General features: G+C 73.2%; 19 protein-coding genes and 1 pseudogene. 9 read left to right on the top strand and 11 right to left on the bottom strand.

Translation table 11 applies throughout. The annotated features are described in order from the left end of the window. Positions 1-300, top strand: a pseudogene (locus MXD60_RS05285) (IS1634 family transposase); the annotation flags it as partial. A gap of 51 nt (positions 301-351) precedes the next feature. Here MXD60_RS05285 and MXD60_RS05290 read toward each other — a convergent pair. Both MXD60_RS05290 and cobT read right to left on the bottom strand, forming a co-directional pair. Then, positions 352-1,182, bottom strand: coding sequence for an adenosylcobinamide-GDP ribazoletransferase (locus tag MXD60_RS05290; RefSeq protein WP_248817829.1), 831 nt, complete (start codon positions 1,180-1,182; stop codon positions 352-354). A 16-nt stretch (positions 1,183-1,198) separates the two neighbouring features. Further along, positions 1,199-2,329: a nicotinate-nucleotide--dimethylbenzimidazole phosphoribosyltransferase gene (gene cobT / locus MXD60_RS05295; RefSeq protein ID WP_248817830.1), complete on the bottom strand. Its 1,131-nt coding sequence runs from the start codon at positions 2,327-2,329 to the stop codon at positions 1,199-1,201. Positions 2,330-2,541: 212 nt separating this feature from the next. Here cobT and MXD60_RS05300 point away from each other — a divergent pair, with 212 nt between their 5' ends. The 3 genes from MXD60_RS05300 to MXD60_RS05310 all read left to right on the top strand — a co-directional run bounded on the left by MXD60_RS05300 (position 2,542) and on the right by MXD60_RS05310 (position 8,517). After that, entirely contained in the window at positions 2,542-6,492 is a 3,951-nt protein-coding gene (locus tag MXD60_RS05300; RefSeq protein ID WP_248817831.1) for a DUF4062 domain-containing protein, read from the top strand. A gap of 418 nt (positions 6,493-6,910) precedes the next feature. Then, positions 6,911-7,459: an RNA polymerase sigma factor gene (locus tag MXD60_RS05305; RefSeq protein ID WP_248817832.1), complete on the top strand. Its 549-nt coding sequence runs from the start codon at positions 6,911-6,913 to the stop codon at positions 7,457-7,459. Next, a complete protein-coding gene (locus MXD60_RS05310) occupies positions 7,456-8,517 on the top strand; it encodes a CU044_5270 family protein (protein WP_248817833.1) in 1,062 nt (353 codons plus the stop codon). The genes MXD60_RS05305 and MXD60_RS05310 overlap by 4 nt, the downstream gene beginning before the upstream one ends. A 113-nt stretch (positions 8,518-8,630) precedes the next feature. Here the strand turns inward: MXD60_RS05310 and MXD60_RS29285 are convergent, their stop codons facing one another. From MXD60_RS29285 to MXD60_RS05325, 3 genes are all read right to left on the bottom strand, one after another. Next, positions 8,631-9,230, bottom strand: a complete 600-nt coding sequence (locus MXD60_RS29285) for a peptidase inhibitor family I36 protein (protein WP_248817834.1) — start codon at positions 9,228-9,230, stop codon at positions 8,631-8,633. 503 nt (positions 9,231-9,733) lie between these two features. Then, positions 9,734-11,251 (bottom strand): bifunctional adenosylcobinamide kinase/adenosylcobinamide-phosphate guanylyltransferase, encoded by a 1,518-nt coding sequence (locus tag MXD60_RS05320; protein ID WP_248817835.1) that lies wholly within the window; start codon positions 11,249-11,251, stop codon positions 9,734-9,736. A 118-nt stretch (positions 11,252-11,369) separates the two neighbouring features. Next, positions 11,370-11,540, bottom strand: a complete 171-nt coding sequence (locus tag MXD60_RS05325; protein ID WP_248817836.1) for a hypothetical protein — start codon at positions 11,538-11,540, stop codon at positions 11,370-11,372. Positions 11,541-11,864: 324 nt separating this feature from the next. Here MXD60_RS05325 and MXD60_RS05330 point away from each other — a divergent pair, with 324 nt between their 5' ends. From MXD60_RS05330 to MXD60_RS05340, 3 genes are all read left to right on the top strand, one after another. Further along, positions 11,865-12,077: a hypothetical protein gene (locus tag MXD60_RS05330; protein WP_248817837.1), complete on the top strand. Its 213-nt coding sequence runs from the start codon at positions 11,865-11,867 to the stop codon at positions 12,075-12,077. A 115-nt stretch (positions 12,078-12,192) separates the two neighbouring features. Beyond that, complete coding sequence (locus tag MXD60_RS05335; protein WP_248817838.1) at positions 12,193-12,699, top strand: nitroreductase family deazaflavin-dependent oxidoreductase; 507 nt, start codon at positions 12,193-12,195, stop codon at positions 12,697-12,699. Further along, complete coding sequence (locus MXD60_RS05340) at positions 12,696-13,424, top strand: TetR/AcrR family transcriptional regulator (RefSeq protein WP_308222377.1); 729 nt, start codon at positions 12,696-12,698, stop codon at positions 13,422-13,424. Before MXD60_RS05335 ends, MXD60_RS05340 begins: the two co-directional genes overlap by 4 nt. On the opposite strand, the gene MXD60_RS05345 is transcribed toward MXD60_RS05340, so the two are convergent. From MXD60_RS05345 to nadA, 4 genes are all read right to left on the bottom strand, one after another. Continuing rightward, positions 13,411-14,376, bottom strand: a complete 966-nt coding sequence (locus MXD60_RS05345) for an aldo/keto reductase family protein (RefSeq protein ID WP_248817839.1) — start codon at positions 14,374-14,376, stop codon at positions 13,411-13,413. The genes MXD60_RS05340 and MXD60_RS05345 overlap by 14 nt on opposite strands. A gap of 118 nt (positions 14,377-14,494) precedes the next feature. Further along, positions 14,495-14,836: a hypothetical protein gene (locus MXD60_RS05350; protein ID WP_248817840.1), complete on the bottom strand. Its 342-nt coding sequence runs from the start codon at positions 14,834-14,836 to the stop codon at positions 14,495-14,497. Between the two features lie 142 nt (positions 14,837-14,978). Further along, positions 14,979-15,578, bottom strand: a complete 600-nt coding sequence (locus tag MXD60_RS05355) for a DUF3043 domain-containing protein (protein ID WP_248817841.1) — start codon at positions 15,576-15,578, stop codon at positions 14,979-14,981. After that, positions 15,578-16,801 carry a quinolinate synthase NadA gene (gene nadA / locus MXD60_RS05360; protein ID WP_248817842.1) on the bottom strand — a complete coding sequence of 408 codons (1,224 nt, stop codon included), beginning with the start codon at positions 16,799-16,801 and terminating at the stop codon, positions 15,578-15,580. Before nadA ends, MXD60_RS05355 begins: the two co-directional genes overlap by 1 nt. Positions 16,802-17,307: 506 nt before the next feature. On the opposite strand from nadA, the gene erpA reads away from it, so the two are divergent. Further along, positions 17,308-17,673 (top strand): iron-sulfur cluster insertion protein ErpA, encoded by a 366-nt coding sequence (erpA, locus tag MXD60_RS05365; protein WP_248817843.1) that lies wholly within the window; start codon positions 17,308-17,310, stop codon positions 17,671-17,673. A 230-nt stretch (positions 17,674-17,903) separates the two neighbouring features. Continuing rightward, a complete protein-coding gene (locus MXD60_RS05370) occupies positions 17,904-18,884 on the top strand; it encodes a carbohydrate kinase family protein (RefSeq protein WP_248817844.1) in 981 nt (326 codons plus the stop codon). Between the two features lie 34 nt (positions 18,885-18,918). On the opposite strand, the gene MXD60_RS05375 is transcribed toward MXD60_RS05370, so the two are convergent. Both MXD60_RS05375 and MXD60_RS05380 read right to left on the bottom strand, forming a co-directional pair. Then, on the bottom strand, positions 18,919-19,155 hold the full coding sequence (locus tag MXD60_RS05375) for a sulfurtransferase TusA family protein (protein WP_248817845.1): 237 nt from the start codon (positions 19,153-19,155) through the stop codon (positions 18,919-18,921). Beyond that, complete coding sequence (locus MXD60_RS05380; protein WP_248817846.1) at positions 19,152-20,315, bottom strand: cysteine desulfurase family protein; 1,164 nt, start codon at positions 20,313-20,315, stop codon at positions 19,152-19,154. Before MXD60_RS05380 ends, MXD60_RS05375 begins: the two co-directional genes overlap by 4 nt. Positions 20,316-20,528: the final 213 nt, after the last annotated feature.

The raw sequence follows: 20,528 nt of genomic DNA on the forward strand, positions 1-20,528 counted from the left end.
CCGATGTTCCTGCACTCCAACCAGCGCATCCACGCCCTCATCCACGTGATCTGCCTGGCCCTGCTCATTTTCAGCCTGATCGAACGCCAAGCCCGGCTCGGCACCGGCCCCGACGGGAAAATCCCCGGCCTCTACGCCGGCCGTCCCGCCCGCCCCACCGCAACACTCATCCTCAGCGCCCTGAACAAGCTGCGCCTCGTCCCCGCACACGGCAACCAACCCGCCTACATCCCCCGCCCACCACACCTACAGCAGCACCTCCTCGACATCCTCGGCGTCGACCCAACCCAGCCACCATGATCGACAACCGGGCCGGTCAACACATCGAAACCCCATGTGCGGAAGACGGGCCTAGCGGCCGAGGATGGTGAGGGCGGGGGTCGGGAACGTCATCGCCATGAACAGCAGCGTCGCGGCGGTGGTCAGCTCGACGAGGGCGCCGAGGACGTCGCCGGTCAGCCCGCCGAGGCGGCGCCCGGCGTAGCGCCGCAGCGCGTACGACACGATCGTCCCGACGCACACGGCCATCACCCCGCGCACGGCGCGGGCGGTGTCGCCGCCGTCGTAGTCGAAGCGCCCGGCCAGCGCCGCCGCCACGCAGACGCCGAGGAACGCGAGCGTCGCGTCGCGGGCGCGGACCGAGCCGGCGACGAGGGCGCCGAGGCCGTCGGGCTGCGCCGCGGGGGTGCCGCCGGTGCAGGCGAGGGTGGCCGCGAGCCGGCCGGTCATCGCCGCGACCAGCAGCGACACGGTGCCGCGGTGCACGGTGATCGCCGCGCTCAGCGCGGTGACCTGAATGATCACGACGAACACGACGGTGATCACGCCGAAGGCGCCGACCGTCGACTCGCGCATGACCTCCAGTGCCCGTTCCCGGCCCCGGGCGTGCCGGGCGCCGAGACCGTCGGCGAGGTCGGCCAGCCCGTCGAGGTGCAGGCCCCGGTTGCCGAGCGCCAGCACGGCGATGCCGACGGCGGCGGGCAGCAGCGTCTGGTTGCGATGCCCGGGGGTGCCCGTGCTGATCCGCAGGCCGAGGACCACGACCGCCGCCACCAGCCCGAGCACCAGCCCGACCAGCGGCGCGAGCGCCAGCGCCCGTCCGACCACGCGGCGCTCGAGGCGGTCCGGCCCGCGCACCGGCAGCACCGAGAGCAGCGTGAACGCGGTCCGCGTCGCCGGCATCACGCGCGCGCCGGCATCAGGTGATGTCATCCGGGCCGGTGTCCGGGTCGTCGTCGATGTCCGTGGACTTCCCGCTGACGCCCGCCTGGTCGAAGGTCGCCATCTCGGCGAGCGTCGCCTGCGCGGCCCGCACGATCGGCACGGCGAGCAGCGCGCCGGTGCCCTCGCCGAGGCGCAGGCCGGCGTCGAGCAGCGGGGTCAGGCCGAGGGAGTCGAGGGCGAGCGCCTGCGCGGGTTCGGGGGAGCGGGTGCCGGCGACCCACCAGTCCCGCGCGCCCGGGGCGATCCGCTCCGCGGCCAGCGCCGCCGCGCAGACGATCACCCCGTCGAGGATCACCGGGGTGCGCCGCGCGGCCGCCTGCACCAGCAGGCCCGCCAGGGCGAACAGGTCCGCGCCGCCGACGACCCGCAGCATCGACGCGGCGTTGCTGGCGAACGGCCGGCCGCGGCGCATCGCGTCGCGGATCGCGGCGGTCTTGACCATCCAACGCTCGTCGTCGATGCCGGTGCCCCGGCCGACGACCTCGATCGGTTCGCGGTCGCACAGCAGCGCGACGATCGTCGCCGCGGGCGTCGTGTTGCCGATCCCCATCTCGCCGGGGACGAGCAGGTCGGCGCCCGCGTCGATCTCCTCGTCGGCGACGAGCTTGCCGACGGTGAAGGCGCGCTCCGCCTCGTCCACGGACAGCGCGTCCTCCCGGTCGATGCGCCCGCTGGAACGGCGCACCCGGTAGCGCTCCGGCGGCGCCTGCCCGTCGACCCCGCCGGGCGCGGTCGGCTCCGGGGCGTCCACGGACACGTCGACGACCCGCACGCTCGCGTCGACCTGGCGGGCGAGCACGTTCACCGCCGCCCCGCCGGCGGCGAAGTTCGCCACCATCTGCGCGGTGACGTCGCTGGGGAAGGCGGACACGCCGATCCTGGCGATGCCGTGGTCGCCGGCGACCACGACCGCGCGGATCCGGGCGAACGGGCGCGGCGGGCAGGCGCCCTGCACCCCGGCGAGCCAGATCGACAGCTCCTCGAGCCGGCCGAGCGCGCCCGGCGGCTTGGTCAGCTGGGCCTGGCGGCGCCGCGCCGCCGCCATCGCGTCGGCGTCCAGCGCCGGAATGGCGAGTACGGCATCGGCCGTGTCATGGGAATCCACGAGGTCCTTACTACCTGATGGCCCGCGCGGCTCCGGCACCCGTCCCGGCAGCCGACCGTGGCACTGCCACCCTCCGGCGGCTCCACGCGACCGCGGGCGTGAACTGCGCATCGCAGAACGAATCGGATACGTTGCCGGATGTGGCCAATCCGGCGGACGCGTCGCGGTCCCTCGGACCACGTCGACCCGCGTCACCGGACGGCGAGCCGCCGGTGTCCGGCGCCCGGAGGATCTTCCTGAGCCACACCGCCGAGCTGCGCCGCTTCCCCCGGGAACGCTCGTTCGTCGCCGCCGCCGAGCGGGCCGTCGCGCTCGCCGGGGACCGGGTCATCGACATGGCGTACTTCGGCGCCCAGGACGCCGACCCGGCCGAGTTCTGCGTCCGCACCGTCGCCGCGTCCGACGTGTACCTGGGGCTCATCGGCTTCCGGTACGGCTCGCCGGTGCCCGGCCAGCCCGACGTGTCCCACACCGAGCTGGAGTTCGAGGCCGCGACGGCGGCCGGGATACCCCGGCTGGTGTTCCTGCTCGACTACAACGCCGAGGTTCCCTTCGGCGAGTTCGTCGACGAGACGTACGCCGCCCGGCAGCGGGCCTTTCGCGACCGGCTGCGCGACTCCGGCCTCATCACCGCGGACTTCCGCGGCGCCGGTGACCTGACGACCGCCGTCCTCGACGCCCTGGTCAAGCTGCGCGAGACCCAGCGCCGCGCCGCCGCACAGCACGACCGCGGCGCCGCTGGCCGGATCGGTGCCGGTCAGGCCGGTGTAGGGCGGGGCGGTGCGGCCGGCGCCGCGGCCTGGCCCGCCGTGCCCTGGATGCTGCCGGCCGACCGGGGCGGTCTCGTGCCCCGTCCGGAGCTTGCCGAAGCCGTGCTCGCGGAGGTGACGGGGACGCCCGCTGGGACCGTCGTGCTGCACGGCACCGGCGGCATCGGCAAGACCACGCTGACGCGGGATGTCTGCCGGCGGCCGGAGATCGCGGAGCGGTTTCCCGATGGCCTGCTGTGGGTCACCGTCGGGGAGTCGCTGGGCGGCGCCCAGCTCGCCGACCGGATCAACGACCTGAGCGAGGCGCTGTCCGGCGCCCGACCGGCGCTGTCCGACCCGGAACAGGCCGGCTTCCACCTCGGCACCCTGCTCGGCGACGAACGCCGGCTGCTCGTCGTCGACGACGTCTGGTACCGCTCCCAGCTCGCGCCGTTCCTCCAGGGTGGCGCCCGCACCCGCCGGCTCGTCACCACCCGGCAGCGGGATCTCGCCCCCCGGGCCCGGGCGATCGAGATCCCGGCGATGCCGACGGCCGAGGCGCTGTCGCTGCTCCTGCTGGACGTGCCGGGACCGACGCCGGCCCAGGCCGACCGCCTGCTGGCCGTGACCGGCGGCTGGCCCGTGCTGCTCAGCCTGGTCAACCGGGCGCTCGTCCGGCACGTCCGGGACGGGATGAGCTCGGCGCGGGCCGTCGAGCGGGTCCTGCGCCGGCTGGAGCGCCGCGGCCCCACCGGGCTCGACGTCAGCCGCGCCGCGCAGCGCACCGAGGCCGTCGAGGCCACGCTCGCGGCGAGCCTCGGCCTGCTCACCGGCGACCGGCTCGACCGCTACCTCGAGCTCGCCGTGTTCCCGGAGGACGTCCCGATCCCCCGGGAGGTGCTCGATGCCTACTGGGCGGCCACCGGGGACCTGGACCGCGACGAGGTGGACGACCTCTGCCAGGAGTTCGCCGACCTCTCCCTGGTCGTCGCCTACCGGCGGGCCCCGCCGACCCTGCTGTTGCAGGACGTGCTGCGGACCTACCTGCGCATCCGGGTCGGCCCGAGCCGGCTGGCAGCGCTGGAGGGGGTGCTGTGCGACGCCCTGCGAGACGCCTGGCTGCCGCCCGCCACCGCGCCGCCGCCCGCCACCGCGCCCTGGTGGCTGCTCGCTGACGCTGCCGGCTACGCGTGGACGTACCTGGTCAGCCATCTCGTCGAAGCCGGCCGGGTCGACGAGGCCGCCGCGCTGCTCGGGGACCTGCGCTGGACGCTGGCGAAACTGGAACGGCCCCAGCTCGGGCCGGTGGCGCTGGAGGCCGATCTCGCGATCGCCGCCGCCGCCCGCCCGGACGACCCGGTCCTCGCCGGCCTGCGCCGGGTGATCCTGCAGAACGCCCACCTGCTCGCGCCCACCGAGCCGCCCGCCGCCCTCGGCGCGGTCCTGCTCAGCCGCCTGGACGGCACCCCGGAGCTGGCCGCCGCCCGCCTCGCCCTCGCCCGGCATGTCCCGACGCCCCGACTGGTGAACGGCTGGTCGAGGCCCGACCAGCCGCACCCCGCGATGCGCCGCACGCTGACCGGGCACCGCGGCTGGGTGCAGGGACTGGCGGTGTCCCCGGACGACGGCCTGCTGGTCTCCGCCGGCCACGACGGCACCGTCCGGTTCTGGGCGCTGCCCCAGGGACGTCAGTTGGCGGTCCTCACCGGCCACACCGGCGAGGTGCACGGGTGTGCTACATCACCCGACGGCCGGGTCGCCGCCTCCGCGGGGGCCGACGGCACGCTGCGGCTGTGGCATGTTCCGTCCACCGAGGACGACGCGCCGGTGCCGGGCCGCGTGCTGCGGGGCGCCGGCGGCGCGGCCCCCGCCGGCGCGGGCGCCCCGGCCGGCGCCCGGGGGGGCGCCGGCGGCGCCGCCGGCGTCCTGCGGGGCTGGGACCTCGGCGACGGCACGCCTGTCCTCGACGTCACCATCGGCGCCGCGGCCCTGCGGTGCTGCCTGGTGACGTCAATGTGGATCGCCGTCGGGGGAGACGATGGCGTGATCAGCCTGCGCGAGCCCGCGACGGGCCGGCCGGTGCTGGAACTGGCCGGGCATGCCGGTGCGGTGCTGTCGCTGTCCAGCCCGCCGGACGCCGCCTGGCTCGGGTCCTCCGGTTCGGACGGCACGTTCCGCCGGTGGTCGACCGCGTCCGGCCGCCAGCTCGGCCTGATCCGCGACCCGGCCGGGCCGATCCGCGGCGCCGCCGTCGCCCGGGACGGCCGGCTGCTGGTCACGACGAGCTGGGAGGGCGCGCTGCGGCTGTGGGACCTGCGGGACGAGTCGCACCGCGCGGACCTCTCCGGTGGCGTGGGCAGCCGCCGGTGCGTCCTGTCGTCGGACGGCAGCTGGGTGGCCGCCGCCGCCCGCTACGGCACGATCCGGCTCTGGGACACCGACGTCGGCCTGCCCAAGCCGCCGGCGGCCGGCCGCGACGCGCAGATGCGCGGCGCCGTCGTCGTCCGCGGCGCTCATCCGGGCCGGCCTGGCCGGCCGTTGGTCGTCGCCTACTCCGACGACGGCACCGCCGCGGCCTGGACGGTCGACGGCGGCGAACCGACCGGGATCACCCACCGCGGCTCGGTCGCCATGGCGCGCGGCGCCGCCGTCGCCCCCGACTCGTCCTGGGCCGTCCTCCCCGGCGAACCCGCCGAGCTGATCCGCTGGGACCCGGAGCGTGGCGAGGTCGGCGCGACGATGACGGCGGACTCGGAGATCAAGGCCTTCGCGGTCGACCCGACGGGCGGCTGGGTCGTCGGCGCCTGCGCGGACGGCACGGTGCGGCGATGGTCGGCGGCGACCGGAATGCCGCTGCCGCCCGCGGTGGGCCCGGCCGGTCCGCGGTCCTGGGGACAGGCCCTGGCGTGCGCGGTCAGCCCGGACGGTCGCTGGGTCGCCACCGGCGGCGAGGACCGCACCATCACGCTGTGGGATCCGCGGCAGTGGGGCGAAACACCGTCGACCGGGACCCGACCGCCCCGGACGCCGGCCGCGGCCCGCGTCCGCGAGCTGGCCGGGCACACCGACAACGTCCTCGGCCTCGTGTTCTCCCCGGACGGCCGCCTGCTGGCCAGCGCGGGAGCGGACCACACCGTACGGATCTGGCGGGTCGAGGACGGCGGTCCCGTCGCCACCCTTGGCGGCCACGGCCACACCGTGCGCGACGCCCAGTTCTCCCCGGACGGCGCGCTGCTGGCGACCATGGGCGGCGACGGAACGATGCGGATCTGGGACGCCGCGAGCTGGCGTCCCCTGACCATGACGCGTTTCGACGGAGCGGCCCGGGCCGGCGTCTGGCTGCCCGCGGACCTCGGCCGGGCCATCATCGTGGCCTGCTCCGCCGGGCTGTTCCGCTACGACCTCGAGATCTGAACCCGCACCCGGCGCGTGTGGATGGGTGCTGAGCGGCACTGCTTCACAGACACCCCAACCGGCGGCCGGAACGGGCCCCGCGAGGGCCGGCGGTCAGGGAATCCGCAACTGACACTTGGGAGCCAGCAAAGGGGCTCAGCCACTACTCGGAGGGGGCTCCGGTGGATGCTGGCGCCGCTCAGGCGGGCTGTAGACCCCTCCGGACGGCTCCTCAACCCACCGGCACGACTCGCCTCTCACACCGGATCGGAGCCCCCAGGGGCCCCGATCCGGTGCACCCGCAGTGCCGACCGAAAATCCACGACACCGGCGCGCTCCGCGTTCCCTGCTGTCGATCGCCCACCACCCTCGTCGAGTGGTGTGTAAGGAACGGGGGGGTGCCGGACATCCTCTGGGCAGGGACCTGAGGGGAGACGTGGTGCGGATCGATGATGATGCACGGGGGGAGTTCACTGCGCTGTACGAGGCCCAATACGCCCCGGTGTTGCGCTATGCGCTGCGGGAGGTTCCTGGGCACGCGGCCGGTGATGTGGTCGCCGAGACGTTCATGACCGCGTGGCGGCGGTTGTCCGAGGTGCCTGATCCGCCGTTGCCCTGGCTGCTGGGGGTCGCTCGCCGGGTGGTGGCGAACCAGCGCCGCGGCGAGACGCGTCTGCGCCGGCTGCAACTCGCCGTAGGCGAGCATGCGGTATTCGTGGAAGGAAGCCCGGCCGAGACGCTGGCCGAACGGGATGCCGTGCGCGCCGCCCTTGGACTGTTGTCCGTCGCCGACCGGGAGCTGCTCACGCTCATCGGCTGGGATGGGCTGAGCGTCCGAGAGGCGGCCCAGGTCCTGGGAATACGGGCGAGCACGGCGTCGGTCCGCCTGCATCGTGCCCGGCGACGTCTGCAGGACCGGCTGACCTCGGGAGCTGCGGCGCCGACGATCCCTGATCATCCGCTCTCTACCGCTGAGGAGGCATCATGATCGGCGACGTTCGGAAGGTACGCGGCATCCTGGACGGCCACGACCCGGCGCAGAGCATGGGCGACGCCGTCATCGCCGATCGGACAGCCGTCCTTGCCCATATCCTTGACACCGCCGGGGACACGGGTCGGGGCGGCCGACGCCATGGAGACGGCGTCCGCCGACGGTCGCGCGCGCTGTGGTTGGTGCCGGTGGGAGTGGCCGCCGTGCTGGTCGCGATCGTCGTGACCCAGCTCGGCCTACCGGGCGGGGGCGCCCCGTCGCTGGCCCAGGCAGCCACGCCCCCACCGCTGACCTACCAGGCGGAGCCCGGCACCGCCCGGGATGCGCTGCTGGCAGTCGCTAGTCGCGTTCGCGTAACCGACACCCCGGCGCGGAGCGCTGGCTATCAGTACGTGCGTACGCAGAGTTGGGACCTGTCCACACGGATCGACGGACGCCAAGTCCGTTCCGCTGTGGTACCCGAGATCCGTGAGGTCTGGCGCGCTTCCGAGGGCTCCGGGCGCATCCGAACCACCTCGGGCACGCCGCAGTTCCCCTCCGAGCAGGCGCGGCAGGACTGGGAGAAAGAGGGACGTCCCACAGCCGATCCCGCTGACGAGACCTTCCCGGCCGGAGCCCTGGATGCCATGTACCCGACGAATTTGCCTACGAGCACGGCCGAGCTGGCAGCCCTTCTGGCCACCGGTCATCCAGCCAGCAACGGCCCTGCCGAAACCTTGGTCGCCATCGCCGACCTCTACCGCGAACAGACCCCGCCCGCCCCAGTGCGAGCCGCCCTCCTCGACATCCTCGCCACCACCCCAGGCCTGCACCTTCAGGGCCACACCGTCGACCGCGCCGGCCGCCCCGCCCTCGCGGTCGCCGTCGACAGCGCCATGTCCGGGCTACCCACCCGCTATGCCCTGCTCATCAACCCGACCGACGGACGTCTTCTCGGCCAGGAACAGACACTTACCACCACCGCCGGCGCCCTCGACGTCTCCATTCCCGCCGTCATCTCCTACACCTCCTACCTGACCGCCGCCCACACCGACGACACCGAACCCCCACGGTGAACAACAGGGCTGGTGGACCGGACGGCATGCCCGCCCACCAGCCCTGTTCACAGGTCTTTCACCACATCAAGCAGTGGCGTACACAGAGTCTCCGTCAGGTCCGACGGATGGACTCAAATTGCCCGAAAGCTGGACGCCCGATCGTTGTTTCCGGCCGCAACGAGAGAAGACTGACTGTGCGGAAACTCGATCCAGATCGACGAGGACGCGTAGGGGTCGTACCCGTCATACACATAGATGTCCGCGCCACCTCCGTTGACCCATGATGACGCCTGATTGTCGAATCCATAATTGGTGAAGTTTATGATCTGCGGATGGTCCTTGAACTGAAGGCGCCGTCCGCCGTAGTTACCGTCCGCGTAGAAGCAGTAGTATTCTGCGCCCAAGTACTGGGTGGGGCATCCATGGATGGCCTGGGTCGACGCCCCTCCATCCACAACGGCGCTACTCGATGCGAGCGCCACGGCCTCACCGTCCAGGGGAAAGACCATTACGACCTTCCCATCATCCCAGGAGATCTCGTTCGGACTGATCTTCACGCCTCCCCGGGCCAGTCGGAGCTGCGCAGCGACGCGGTCCGCGAGCGGGCTCTTGAGTGAACCGGCGACGGCCTGATCGTTCGCCGTCGCGGTCGCCGGGATCTGGCTGGCTGGAGCATTAGCGACCGCGGGGGGAAGCGAGCGCCAGGCCGCCTCCGCAGAGAGCCAGCGCACCCACCATCGCTCCACACATCCGAAGACGCGGACTTCTCATCAAAATCCCCTCTGTAGATACGAACGGTAAGTGGTGTGGATAGTTCCTCGCATTCGGGAGTTTGCCAGAGATGGCGCAGGCTGGAGACCTAACAAACAAGATTATTTACGAAGATCATATTGGACATCCTGGATCGTCGCAGCGAGCTATCTTCCAGTGTGGTACGCCGACCACGGTCTAGTGAAGTTCGGCGAGTTGGATCTACTTCTGAGCAGGACTTTTGTCGTACATCTTGATGAGTAGCAAACCGAAAGAGCCACAAAACCCTGGGACTTTTCTCACATTTACCGGCAGGCCAAATTACTGGCCGTATTCACCTGTTGCCCTCCTCTCTTCATCGGAGGGGCGTCAGCGCACGTTGGCGCACTGAGGCACCGGCGTGGCTGGCCGTGAAGGCGCACCGAAGGCGTGCCTGGGAGACGGCCGACCTGTCTCTTCCGCGGGGTTCGCCGACTGATCGTCCCTACAGAAGAGACATCGAGCCTGTCTCCCCCGCGGCGCCGACATTCCCGGGCCGTCCGTTTCGGGCCGGCTCCGCGCGGCGCAGCGGTATCGGGATGCCGGCGACGAGGTGCCAGACCTCGTCGGCGGTAGCGGCGAGGGCGGCGTTGGCGCGGCCGAGCGCGTCGCGGAACTGGCGTCCGGCCGGGGTCGCCGGGACGACGCCGGAGCCGACCTCGTTGGTCACCGCGACGACCGTGCGGGCGGCGAACCGCCAGGCCTCGACCAGCTCGGCCGTGCGGGCGGCCAGTTCGCCGGGGTCGTCGAGCAGGGCGGCGACCCACAGGCCGATGTCGTCGATGAGCAGCGGCGGCCCTGGCTCGCGCAGCAGCGGCACCAGGTCGCGGGTCTCCAGGGTGATCCAGGACGGCGGGCGCCGGTCGCGGTGTGTCGCAATCCGCGCCGACCACTCCTGGTCACTCGGGTCCGGCGGCATCGAGGTCGCGACGTAGACGACCTCGGGTTCGGCGAGCAGCCGCCGCTCCGCCTCCGCGGACTTCCCCGACCGCGCCCCACCGGTGATCAGCACGCGAAGGGGTGCCGCCGAGACCGGCGCCGGCGTCGCTGTCGGGCTGGGTGTCGCTGTCGGGCTGGGTGTGGCCAGCGGCGTGACGTCGAAGGTGTCGCCGTCGGCCGGGGCCGACGCGCCAGCCTGGGCGAGGCGGTGGGTCAGCACGTCGCCGGGGGGATTGCGGTGGCTCAGGTGCACGGCGAGGACCCGGGTGCCGGGCACGACGGCGCCGCGGCGGCGCAGCTCGGCGACGAGTTCGGCGAAGGTGGCGAGGTCGAGGTGCTCGCCGAAGCCGGGGCGGTCGCCGTTGTTCTCCTCCAGCAGCACCACGTCGTACGCCCGGCCGGCCACCGCGTCGAGGGTGGCCGCGGGCAGCGGCGCGCCGGTGTCGCAGCCGTACAGCAGCCGGCCGCCGTCCGGGGTGGTCACGTCGTAGAGGACCGCCGGGCCGATGTCCGCGTCACCGTGGCGCGCCGCGAGCGGCCGCACGACGTAACGCGCCTCATCCGGGCCGAGATGAAGGAGGCCCGCGCCCGGATTCGACCCGCTCGGCGCGGCCGCGTCCGCCAGCGCGGGTAGGAACCGCAGGGGGGATCCGTCGCGGGTCGGGTCGGTGCCCTCCCAACGGGTCAGGAACGCGCGGCACATCGCGAGGGCAGCCGGCGGGGCGACCACGTCGAGCGGCCGGGCCGCCGCGGACGACCAGGACCGCCACATCAGGCTCTCCGGGCCGAGGTGGTCCGGGTGGGCATGGCTGACCAGCAGGTGGCGCAGCCCGGACAGCCTGACCCCGAGGCGGGCGGCGGTGCGCGGCACGTCCGGGCCGCAGTCGAGCAGCAGCGTGTCATCGACGAGCACGGCGGTCTGCCCGCGGACCTCGTGGTCGCGCGCCCACGCGCAGGACGCGCAGTCACACCACGGGTTGGGCCAGCCGTCGGCCGAACCGGTGCCGAGCAGTGTGACCTTCACCGCGCGGCCGGCCGCACCGCGCGCCCACCCCGCGGGGCGCGGCTACCTCGCGCGCCACGGTCATCCACCCCGGCGCTGCGGCGCTCGGCGCCGGTCGGCCGGGTCCGGGGGACGGGGTTCACCCGTGCGGGTGTCGATTGCGCTCCCAGCGGGTCATCAGCGCGAGCACGCCCGCGAGCAGGAAGATTGCCACGAAGGTGACGATCACCGCGGCCCACCAGGCCAACGGCGGGTCGTGCTCCGCCGACTCGGCGGCGAGGGCGGCGGCGTTGTAGACGGTCGTTCCCACGCGGGTCGATCCTCCGACTGGTCAGGGTTTCTGGGCGGTCATGGCGCTCGGATGTCCGTCGCCCATTCGGGCGCGAGATTACCGGCGTTGGGGACATCCTGGCCTGGTTCTCCCCGCCTGCGCCAGTGGCGTCGGACTTCCGGGGGCCGGTCCGCTCGGCTGGCCCGCGGCGCCGGTTCGGCTCTGGCGCGACACCGCGAACAGGTCGGCTGATCGCCGGATGCGCCGCCGCCGGCAGGCACACGGTTGGATGGTGCCACCGGCCGACCGGCCGGGCAGTCGCGGTGTGCCGCCCGGTGTGCCGCCCGGCGATGGGACGTACGCATGACGTGGACCTGGCGCTACGAGGGCGACGACGGCTCGGCGGCGACGATCGCCGGTGCGGCCGGCTCGGAGTCGTTCACCAGCCAGGGCGACGCCGAGACGTGGATCGGCGAGACCTACCGCGAGCTGCTCGAGGGGGGAGTCGTCCAGGTGACGCTGCTGGAGGCCGGTCGGCGGGTGTACGGCCCGATGAGCCTTCGCCCGGTGACCTGACGCCGCCGCCGCCCCGGCGGCGGTCGGGCTTGACGAGAGTGTGGCTAACGTTGTTAGCTAGCCGTGTGGCTAACGACGTTAGCCGGCTGTGTGTCCGTCAGGGAGGTACCGGATCATGACCGACCAGAACAACATCGCCGACGACCAGGCCAGCGAGCACCCGGCCCGGCCGGTGGGCGCGCACTACCGTGCGCCGGGCTGGTTCACCCGCAACGTGTTCAACCGCCTCGTCGCCGTGCTGACCCGCAGCGGCGTGAGCGTGCTGGGCAGCCGGGTGCTGGAGGTGCGCGGACGCACCAGCGGCGAACCGCGGCGGACCCCGGTCAACCTGCTGAGCTTCGAGGACCGCCAGTACCTCGTCTCCCCCCGTGGGCACGGCCAGTGGGTACGCAACGTGCGCGCCGCCGACGGCGAGCTCTTCCTGCTGCGCGGCCGGTCCCGCACCCACTACCAGGCCAGCGAGGTTCCACCCGCGGACAGCGTCGCCATCCTGCGCGCCTACCTGAAGCGGTGGAAGGCGGAGGTCGGCGTGTTCTTCGACGGCGTCGGGCCCGACTCGTCCGACGAGGAGATCGCGCGGGTCGCCCCCCGCCACCCAGTCTTCGCCCTCAGCGAGCGATGACCGTCCGACACACCGATGGCGGCACCGACGCCGATCACGGCCGTACCGACGCCGATCGCGGCCGCGGCGGCGCTGACGGCTCGGTGGGGCCCGTGCCGGCGCCGGTGGCCGTGCCGGCGGGCGCGCTGCCGCTGGCCCGGGTGGCGCCGCGCCCGGTGCTGGCGGCGCCCTCGCCGCGGGTCGCCGAGATCGTCGCGGTCGCCCGGGAGGTGCTGGAGTCCGAGGGCGCGGCGGCGCTGACGATGCGCCGCGTCGGGGAGGTGCTCGGCATTCGCGCGCCGTCGCTGTACAAGCACCTCGCCGGCAAGACGCAGCTGGAGGTCAGGCTCGTCGACGCGGGCCTCGTCGAGTTCGGCGACGCGCTGCACGGGGTCATCGACCGGGCGGCCCCGCCCGGGGTGGTGGGCGACCTGCTCACCGCCTACCGCCGGTTCGCGACGGGGCGCCCGAACCTCTACCGGCTCGCCACCGCCGCCTCGATGCCACGCGGCGAGCTGACCCCCGGGGTGGAGGCGTGGGCGGGCGAGCCGTTCTACCGGGCTACGGGTGATCCGTACGTCGCCCAGGCGCTGTGGGCCGCCGCGCACGGCGCGGTCATCCTCGAACTGGACGGCCGCTACCTGCCCGGCTCCGACCTGGACCGGACCTGGGCGGCCCTCGCCGCCGCGTTCGGCGCCGAGAACCGCCCGGTCGAGGCCATCCCCGGGTGCGTCAGCCCCGGGTGATCACGTCCGCGAGCACCGTGTCGATCCGGGCCAGCAGCGCCGGGTCGAGGGTGACGCCGGCGGCCTTCACGTTCTCCGTGACCTGCTCGGGGCGGGACGCGCCGATGATCGCCGAGGCGACGTTGTCGTTCTGGAGCACCCAGGCGACGGCGAGCTGGGCCATGGACAGGCCGGCGTCCGCGGCGATCGGGCGCAGCTCCTGTACCGCGGTGAGCACGTCGTCGCGCAGCAGCCTGGAGATGAACCCGGCGCCGGTGCCGCCGGTGGCGCGGCTGCCGCCGGGCGGCGGCTGGCCGGGCAGGTACTTGCCGGTGAGCACGCCCTGCGCGATCGGCGACCAGACGATCTGCGAGATGCCCGCCTTCTCGCTGGTCGGCACGACCTCGGCCTCGATCGTGCGCACCAGCATCGAGTACTGCGGCTGGTTGGAGATGATCCGGTCGAAACCGAGCTCACCGGCGATCCGGACGGCGTCGGCGATCTGCGCGGCGGACCATTCCGACACCCCGACGTAGAGCACCTTCCCGGCGCGGACCAGGTCCTCGAAGGCCCGCAGGGTCTCCTCCAGCGGCACCGTCTCGTCGTAACGGTGCGCCTGGTACAGGTCGAGGTGGTCGGTCTGCAGCCGGCGCAGGGAGGCGTGCGCGGACTCGATGATGTGCTTGCGGCCGAGCCCGCGATCGTTCTCCCCGGGGCCGGTTGGCCAGAAAACCTTGGTGAACAGCTCGTAGGACTCGCGGCGGACACCCCGCAGGGCATCCCCGAGGACACTCTCCGCGCGGGTGCCCGCGTACACGTCCGCGGTGTCGAAGGTCGTGATGCCCTCGTCGAACGCGGTGCGCACGCAGGACGTCGCAACCTCCGCCTCGATCTGGTCACCATGGGTGATCCAGTTGCCGTAGGAGATCTCGCTGACCGACAGGCCGCTGCGGCCCAGGCGTCGATGCTTCACAGCGACAAACCTATGGCCTGCCCGGCCCGACCCGCCACGGGCCGGGCCCTGCCCGGCTGCCCGCCGCCGAGTGATGTCGCGGATCCGGCGCGGCGCGGTACGTCTCGGGGAGGGGCGTTCAGGTCCACCAGGTGACGGCGGACGGGTCTGGAACCAGCCCGTCCGCCCAGTCGACCGCCAGCTGTCGGCCAGGTCCACTCGGATCGGTGATCTCGTCGACGAAGACGATCCGCGCGAGTTCCTCCGTGGCCACGTTCGCATCGAACATCGAAGCAAGCTCGGGGACCAGGTAGTGCCTGCCGATGACCGGACCGTCGGCTCCTTCTCGGTACAGCATCACCACGCTGTCGGTACCGAGGACACGGCCGGCAACCCAGGCCACGTTCTCCCCGAGGATGTTCTCCGGATCCTGGACCTGTTCGCGGACGAGCCTCAGGAAGAGCGCCGGATCGTGGTGCATGGCCGCCTCCTCGGGGGAGAGGTTCAGGACCCGGCGTCGCGCGGAGCGGGCCCTGGGCGCCGCGGGCGGTACCTGCGGCGGAGGCCGCAGGTACCGCGAGGCCGAGGTGTGGGCGTCGAGGGCCGATGCCACCCCGTACGGGCTACGGCCTGGGGTCGGCGCGTGACACGCGCGGGCGGGGCAGGCGCCAGCGCCGTGGGAGCAGCGCCCGCTGGGCCGCATAGGCCCGCACCCGGACCCGGGAGTCCGGGTAGCGCCCGGCGACGCGGCGGCTGACCTGCTGGGACAGCACGATCGAGTCGACCACCACCGCCACGATCCCGAGCAGCATCAGCACCGTCGCGGCGAGGCGCACGGGGCCGATCGGCACCAGCCCGCCGACGAAGTAGAGCACCGCGGCGATCAGGAAGAACGGGCCGATGTTGATCCTGGCGTCGACGAAGTCCCGGGCGAGGACCCGCTCCGGCGCACGCTCGCGCGGCGGCAGCCTGCTGACGTCGCCGGACATCATCGCCGCCCGGTAGTCCTGGCTCTGCCGGCGCCGGGCGGACCGCGCCTCCTGCTTCGTCGTCGCCCTGCCGCTCGTCGCGGTGGTGGCGCGGGCGGCGCGGGCGTCGGCGCGCTTCGGGGTGGGCCGGCCCTTGCCGCCGGCGCGGGGCGCCTGGTCGACGGTCGCCGGCTCGGCGGGCGACTCGGCGACCGGTTCGGCGTCGGCGCCCCCGCGCCGTTTGAGCAGGGCCATCAGGGCAGAGCCAACATCTGATCGAGTGCCTTCCGGGCAAAGGTGGCCACGTCCGGGTCGACCGCGATCTGGTTGACCGTCTCACCGCGGGCGAGCGCCTCCAGCGCCCAGACGAGGTGCGGCATGTCGATCCGGTTCATGGTGGAGCAGAAACACACCGTACGGTCCAGGAACACGATCGTCTTGTCGGGGTGGCGGATGGCCAGCCGACGCACGAGGTTCAGTTCGGTGCCCACCGCGAACGCCGAGCCCGCCGGCGCGGCGTCGACGACCGAGATGATGTACTCCGTCGAGCCGACGAGGTCCGCGGCGGTGACGACCTCGCGCTGGCACTCCGGGTGCACCAGCACAGTGACGCCGGGGACCCGGGCGCGCACCTCGTCGACGCTGGCCCGGGTGAAGCGCCCGTGCACCGAGCAGTGCCCGCGCCAGAGGATCATCTTCGCCTCGCGGAGCTGGCGGTGGGTGAGCCCGCCGCCAGGCCTGCGCGGGTCGTAGACGACGCAGTCCGCCGCCGTCATCCCGAGTTCGTCGATCGCGGTGTTGCGGCCCAGGTGCTGGTCGGGCAGGAACAGCACCCGCGCGCCACCCCGTTCGCCGAAGGCCCATTCCAGCGCGCGCCGCGCGTTCGACGAGGTGCAGATCGTGCCGTCGTGGCGGCCGGTGAACGCCTTGATCGCGGCCGAGGAGTTCATGTAGCTCACCGGCACGGTGTCCGCGGCGACGCCGGCGTCGAGCAGGTCGTCCCAGGCCTGCTCGACCTGCTCGGCGGTGGCCATGTCGGCCATCGAACAGCCGGCGGCCAGGTCTGGCAGGATGACCCGCTGGTGCGGGCCGGTGAGGATGTCGGCGCTCTCGGCCATGAAGTGCACGCCGCAGAAGATGATCGTGTCGGCCTGCGGGCGGGCGGCGGCCTGCTGGGCGAGCTTGAACGAGTCGCCGGTGACGTCGGCGAACGCGATGACGTCGTCGCGCTGGTAGTGGTGGCCGAGGATGAACACCCGGTCGCCGAGGGCCGCCTTCGCGGCGGCGGCACGGGCGGCGAGGTTCGGGTCCGCGGCCGGCGGGAGGTCCCCTGGGCAGTCCACGCCGCGTTCGCTCGCCGGGTCCGAGCCGCGGCCGAGCAGCAGCAGGGCCAGGGGAGAAGGGGCGACGCCCAGCTGGTCGCGGGCCTGGTCGCTCCCGAGAGCCTGGTCGCTCCCGAGGGCCGGGTTGATGGTCATGTGGCTCCTCCGGTCGACCGGCCTGGGGCCTGGCCGCCTGCTCGTCCGCGCTGGCCGGTCGGCCGTCCTGCCGGGGCCGGTCGCGAATGGTCGATGAGACTCTAACTCCCGAATGCCATCGTATGTGCAGCTCCGGCGAGCCGTCGCCGTCTCGGTCGCGTTTCGAGGGGCCGTCCACGGCCGGGCCGGGGCCGAGTTGTGAGATTCGCGACGTCGAGGTGACCGGGGTCTCCCCACCAGCACGATCGCGGCATGGCCGCCCACCGACGCTGTCGCTACGATGGGAAGCGGATCCCGTCCGATGGTGTTGGGCATGTACGTCGGCCATGGACGTTGGGCATGGACGTCGGCGCAGACGTTGTGCCGTGTCCGTGGCGGTCGCCGGCAGAGCCGGTGGTCCCACGGGCAGTCCGACCGGAAGCGACCGACCGGAAGCGCAGTACCGACCGGAACCAGTGATCCTGGCTCGCCAGGCACGTCACAGTAAAAGGGCAGGAGTAGTCCCTATGACCGTTCAGGACACGACGGAGACCGTGACGCAGTCCTCGACCGCTGTCATCCTCACCGACACGGCCGCCGGCAAGGTCAAGAACCTGCTGGAGCAGGAGGGTCGGGATGACCTCAAGCTGCGCATCGCCGTGCAGCCGGGTGGCTGCTCGGGCATGCGCTACCAGCTCTTCTTCGACGAGCGGTCCCTCGACGGTGACACCGTCCTGGACTTCTCCGGCGTCAAGGTCGCCGTCGACCGGATGAGCTTCCCGTACCTCGGTGGCGCGACGATCGACTTCGTCGACACGATCGAGAAGCAGGGTTTCACCATCGACAACCCGAACGCGCAGGGTTCGTGCGCCTGCGGCGACTCGTTCAACTAAGCGGCTGATCGGCCGCCGCCAGGTGGTTCCGCCGGCGTGATCCCTCATCGCCGGAGGTACCGCGAGGCGGTCCGCGACCGCGGCGATGCCCTCGCCCGGTGCGCTTTCTCCGGCGGAGCCCGCCGTGACCGGGAGACCGGTCACGGCGGGCTTTCGCTGTTCGGCGCCGGGTGGATGCGCTTGCGGGTGGTGCCCCGGGGCGCCCGGGGGTGCCGGTAGGCTCCTCGATCGTGCGTATTGCCGTGACGGGTTCCGTTGCCACTGACCATCTCATGCGCTTCCCGGGCCGGTTCGCCGAGCAGCTGCTCGCCGACCAGCTCGCGAAGGTCTCGCTGTCCTTCCTCGTGGACGAGCTCGTGATCCGGCGCGGCGGGGTCGCGGCCAACATCGCGTTCGGCCTCGGGCGGCTCGGTCTGCGCCCGATCCTCGTCGGCGCGGTCGGTGAGGACTTCGGCGACTACCGGGCCTGGCTGGACGGCAGCGGCGTCGACACCTCCTCGGTGCGGGTGAGCGGCACCGCGCACACCGCCCGGTTCATCTGCACCACCGACGAGGACCTCAACCAGATCGCGTCCTTCTACCCGGGCGCGATGAACGATGCCGCCGAGATCGAGCTGGCCCCCATCGCCGAGCGGGTCGGCGGACTGGACCTGGTCGTCGTCAGCCCGAACAACCCCGCCGCGATGCTGCGCCACAGCGCGGAGGCCCGCGAGCGCGGCTACCCGTTCGCCGCCGACCCGTCCCAGCAGCTCGCCCTGCTCGACGGCCCGCAGATCCGTGAGCTCGTCACCGGCGCGGCCTACCTGTTCTGCAACGAGTACGAGAAGGCCCTGCTCGCCAGCAAGACCGGGTGGACGGACGAGGAGATCCGCGCCGTGGTCGGCGTTCGGGTCACCACCCACGGCAAGGACGGCGTGGTCATCGAGGCGCCGGAGGCGGACCCGATCCACATCCCCGTGGTGCCCGCCCGGGACACCCCGGACCCGACCGGCGTCGGCGACGGTTTCCGCGCCGGCTTCCTCGCCGGGCTGTCCTGGGACCTCTCCCTCGAGCGCGCGGCGCAGGTCGGCGCGCTGATCGCCACCCAGGTGCTGGAGACCCTCGGGCCGCAGGAGTACATCGTCGACCCGTCGGACGCGGTCAAGCGCCTGACCGAGGCCTACGGCGCGGACGCCGCCGCCGAGATCGCCGAACACCTGCCCAGGGCCTGACCGGCCCGCCTCGCCGCCGCCGCTGGCCGACAGGTCAGCCGCGGCGGCGGACGACGAACTCCTGGCCGCCGGTCGGCAGCTCCCGCGTCGCGACGAGTTCCTGACCGCGCAGCCGGCACCAGGCCACCACGTCCGGCCCGGCCGCGGGATCGTCCGCCCAGAGGGTGATCGTCTCGCCGGTCGCGACAGAGCCGAACGCGCGGGCGAGATCGATGATCGGCAGCGGGCAGCGCCGGCCGCGCGCGTCGACCACGTCGGGCGTCGGCGTCATCCGCGGGCCGCGCCGAGATCGGTGGCGCCCAGGCGCGCCCGCACCTCCCGCACGACACCCGGCAGGACGTCGAGCAGGGCGTCGAGATCAGCCCGGGTCGACTCCCGGCCGAACGAGACCCGCAGGTTTCCGTGGGTCAGCGCGCCCATCGCGACCAGGACATGACTCGGGGTCAGCACGTCCGAGGTGCAGCTCGATCCGGAGCTGACCGCGATCCCGGCGCGGTCCAATCCCGCCAGCAGTGCCTCCCCCTCCACGTACAGGCAGGAAAAGGCACTGATATGCCCCACCGACCCGGCCGGGTCCGGGTCGCCGAGCAGCTCGACGTCGTCCATCAGCTCGGGTAGCCGGCGGCGCAGCTCGGCCACGTAGCCGGCCAGCCGCGGCCGCTGCGCGGCGAGTTCCGCCGCCCGGGCGGCCAGCGCCGCCGCGGCCGCCACGATCGCCGGGACGTCCGGGTAGCCGGGGACCCGGCCGCTCTCCCGCTCGTCGACGGGCCCCGGACTGCGCCAGCGGGTGCCGGTACGCACCGCGAGGATGCCGACGCCCGCCGGGCCGCCGAACTTGTGCGCGCTGGCGGTGAGCAGGTCGGCGCCGAGTACGCGCAGATCCACGGGCAGGTGGCCGACGGTGACGGCGGCGTCGGTGTGCAGCGGGACACCGGCGGCATGCAGCCGTTCGGCCACCTCGGCGACCGGCTGGATCGTGCCGACCTCGTGGTTGGCGTGCTGAAGACTCGCGACGGCGGTGCCCTCGACCGGTGCGAACCCGGCCGGGTCGACCCGGCCTATCCCGTCGACCGGGACCTCCACGACCCGTCCGCCGGCTCGTTCGTGGTGCGCGGCGGCGTGCAGCACGCTGGAGTGCTCGACCGCGCTCACCATGACGACGTCGCCGGCGCGGTGCCGCGCGGCGGCGGTGCCGAGCAGGGCGAGACCGGCCGCGGCGGTGCCGCTGGCGGTGAAGCTGATCTCGTCCGGGCGGGCGCCGAGCACGCCGGCAACGGTCTCCCGCGCGGCGTCGAGCAGCATCCGCGCCCGCCGGCCCTCCCGGTACAGCCGCGCCGGGTCCGCCCAGCCATCGTCCAGCGCGACCAGGTACGCCGCCCGCGCCGCGGGGTGCAGGGGCGTGGTCGACGCATGGTCGAGATAGGCCGGCACGCCTGCGACGCTACGCCCCGACGCGCCGGCGGGGGGGCGCGCGTCACAGCCCCTGATGGGGCCTGAGGCGAGAAGCTGCCGGGCCGCTGAGATACGCTGCTGCCGCACCATCTACAGCGTGTCGAAGACAGCATGTCGTCCGGAGGGATCGACCGGGGTGACATGGCGTTTGAAGGGGTTTCGCGGATGGCGGCGCAAGGCTTTTGCCCGCCG

The sequence above is a fragment of the Frankia sp. AgB32 genome, assembly GCF_023243045.1.
In the GTDB taxonomy this organism is placed as follows: domain Bacteria; phylum Actinomycetota; class Actinomycetes; order Frankiales; family Frankiaceae; genus Frankia.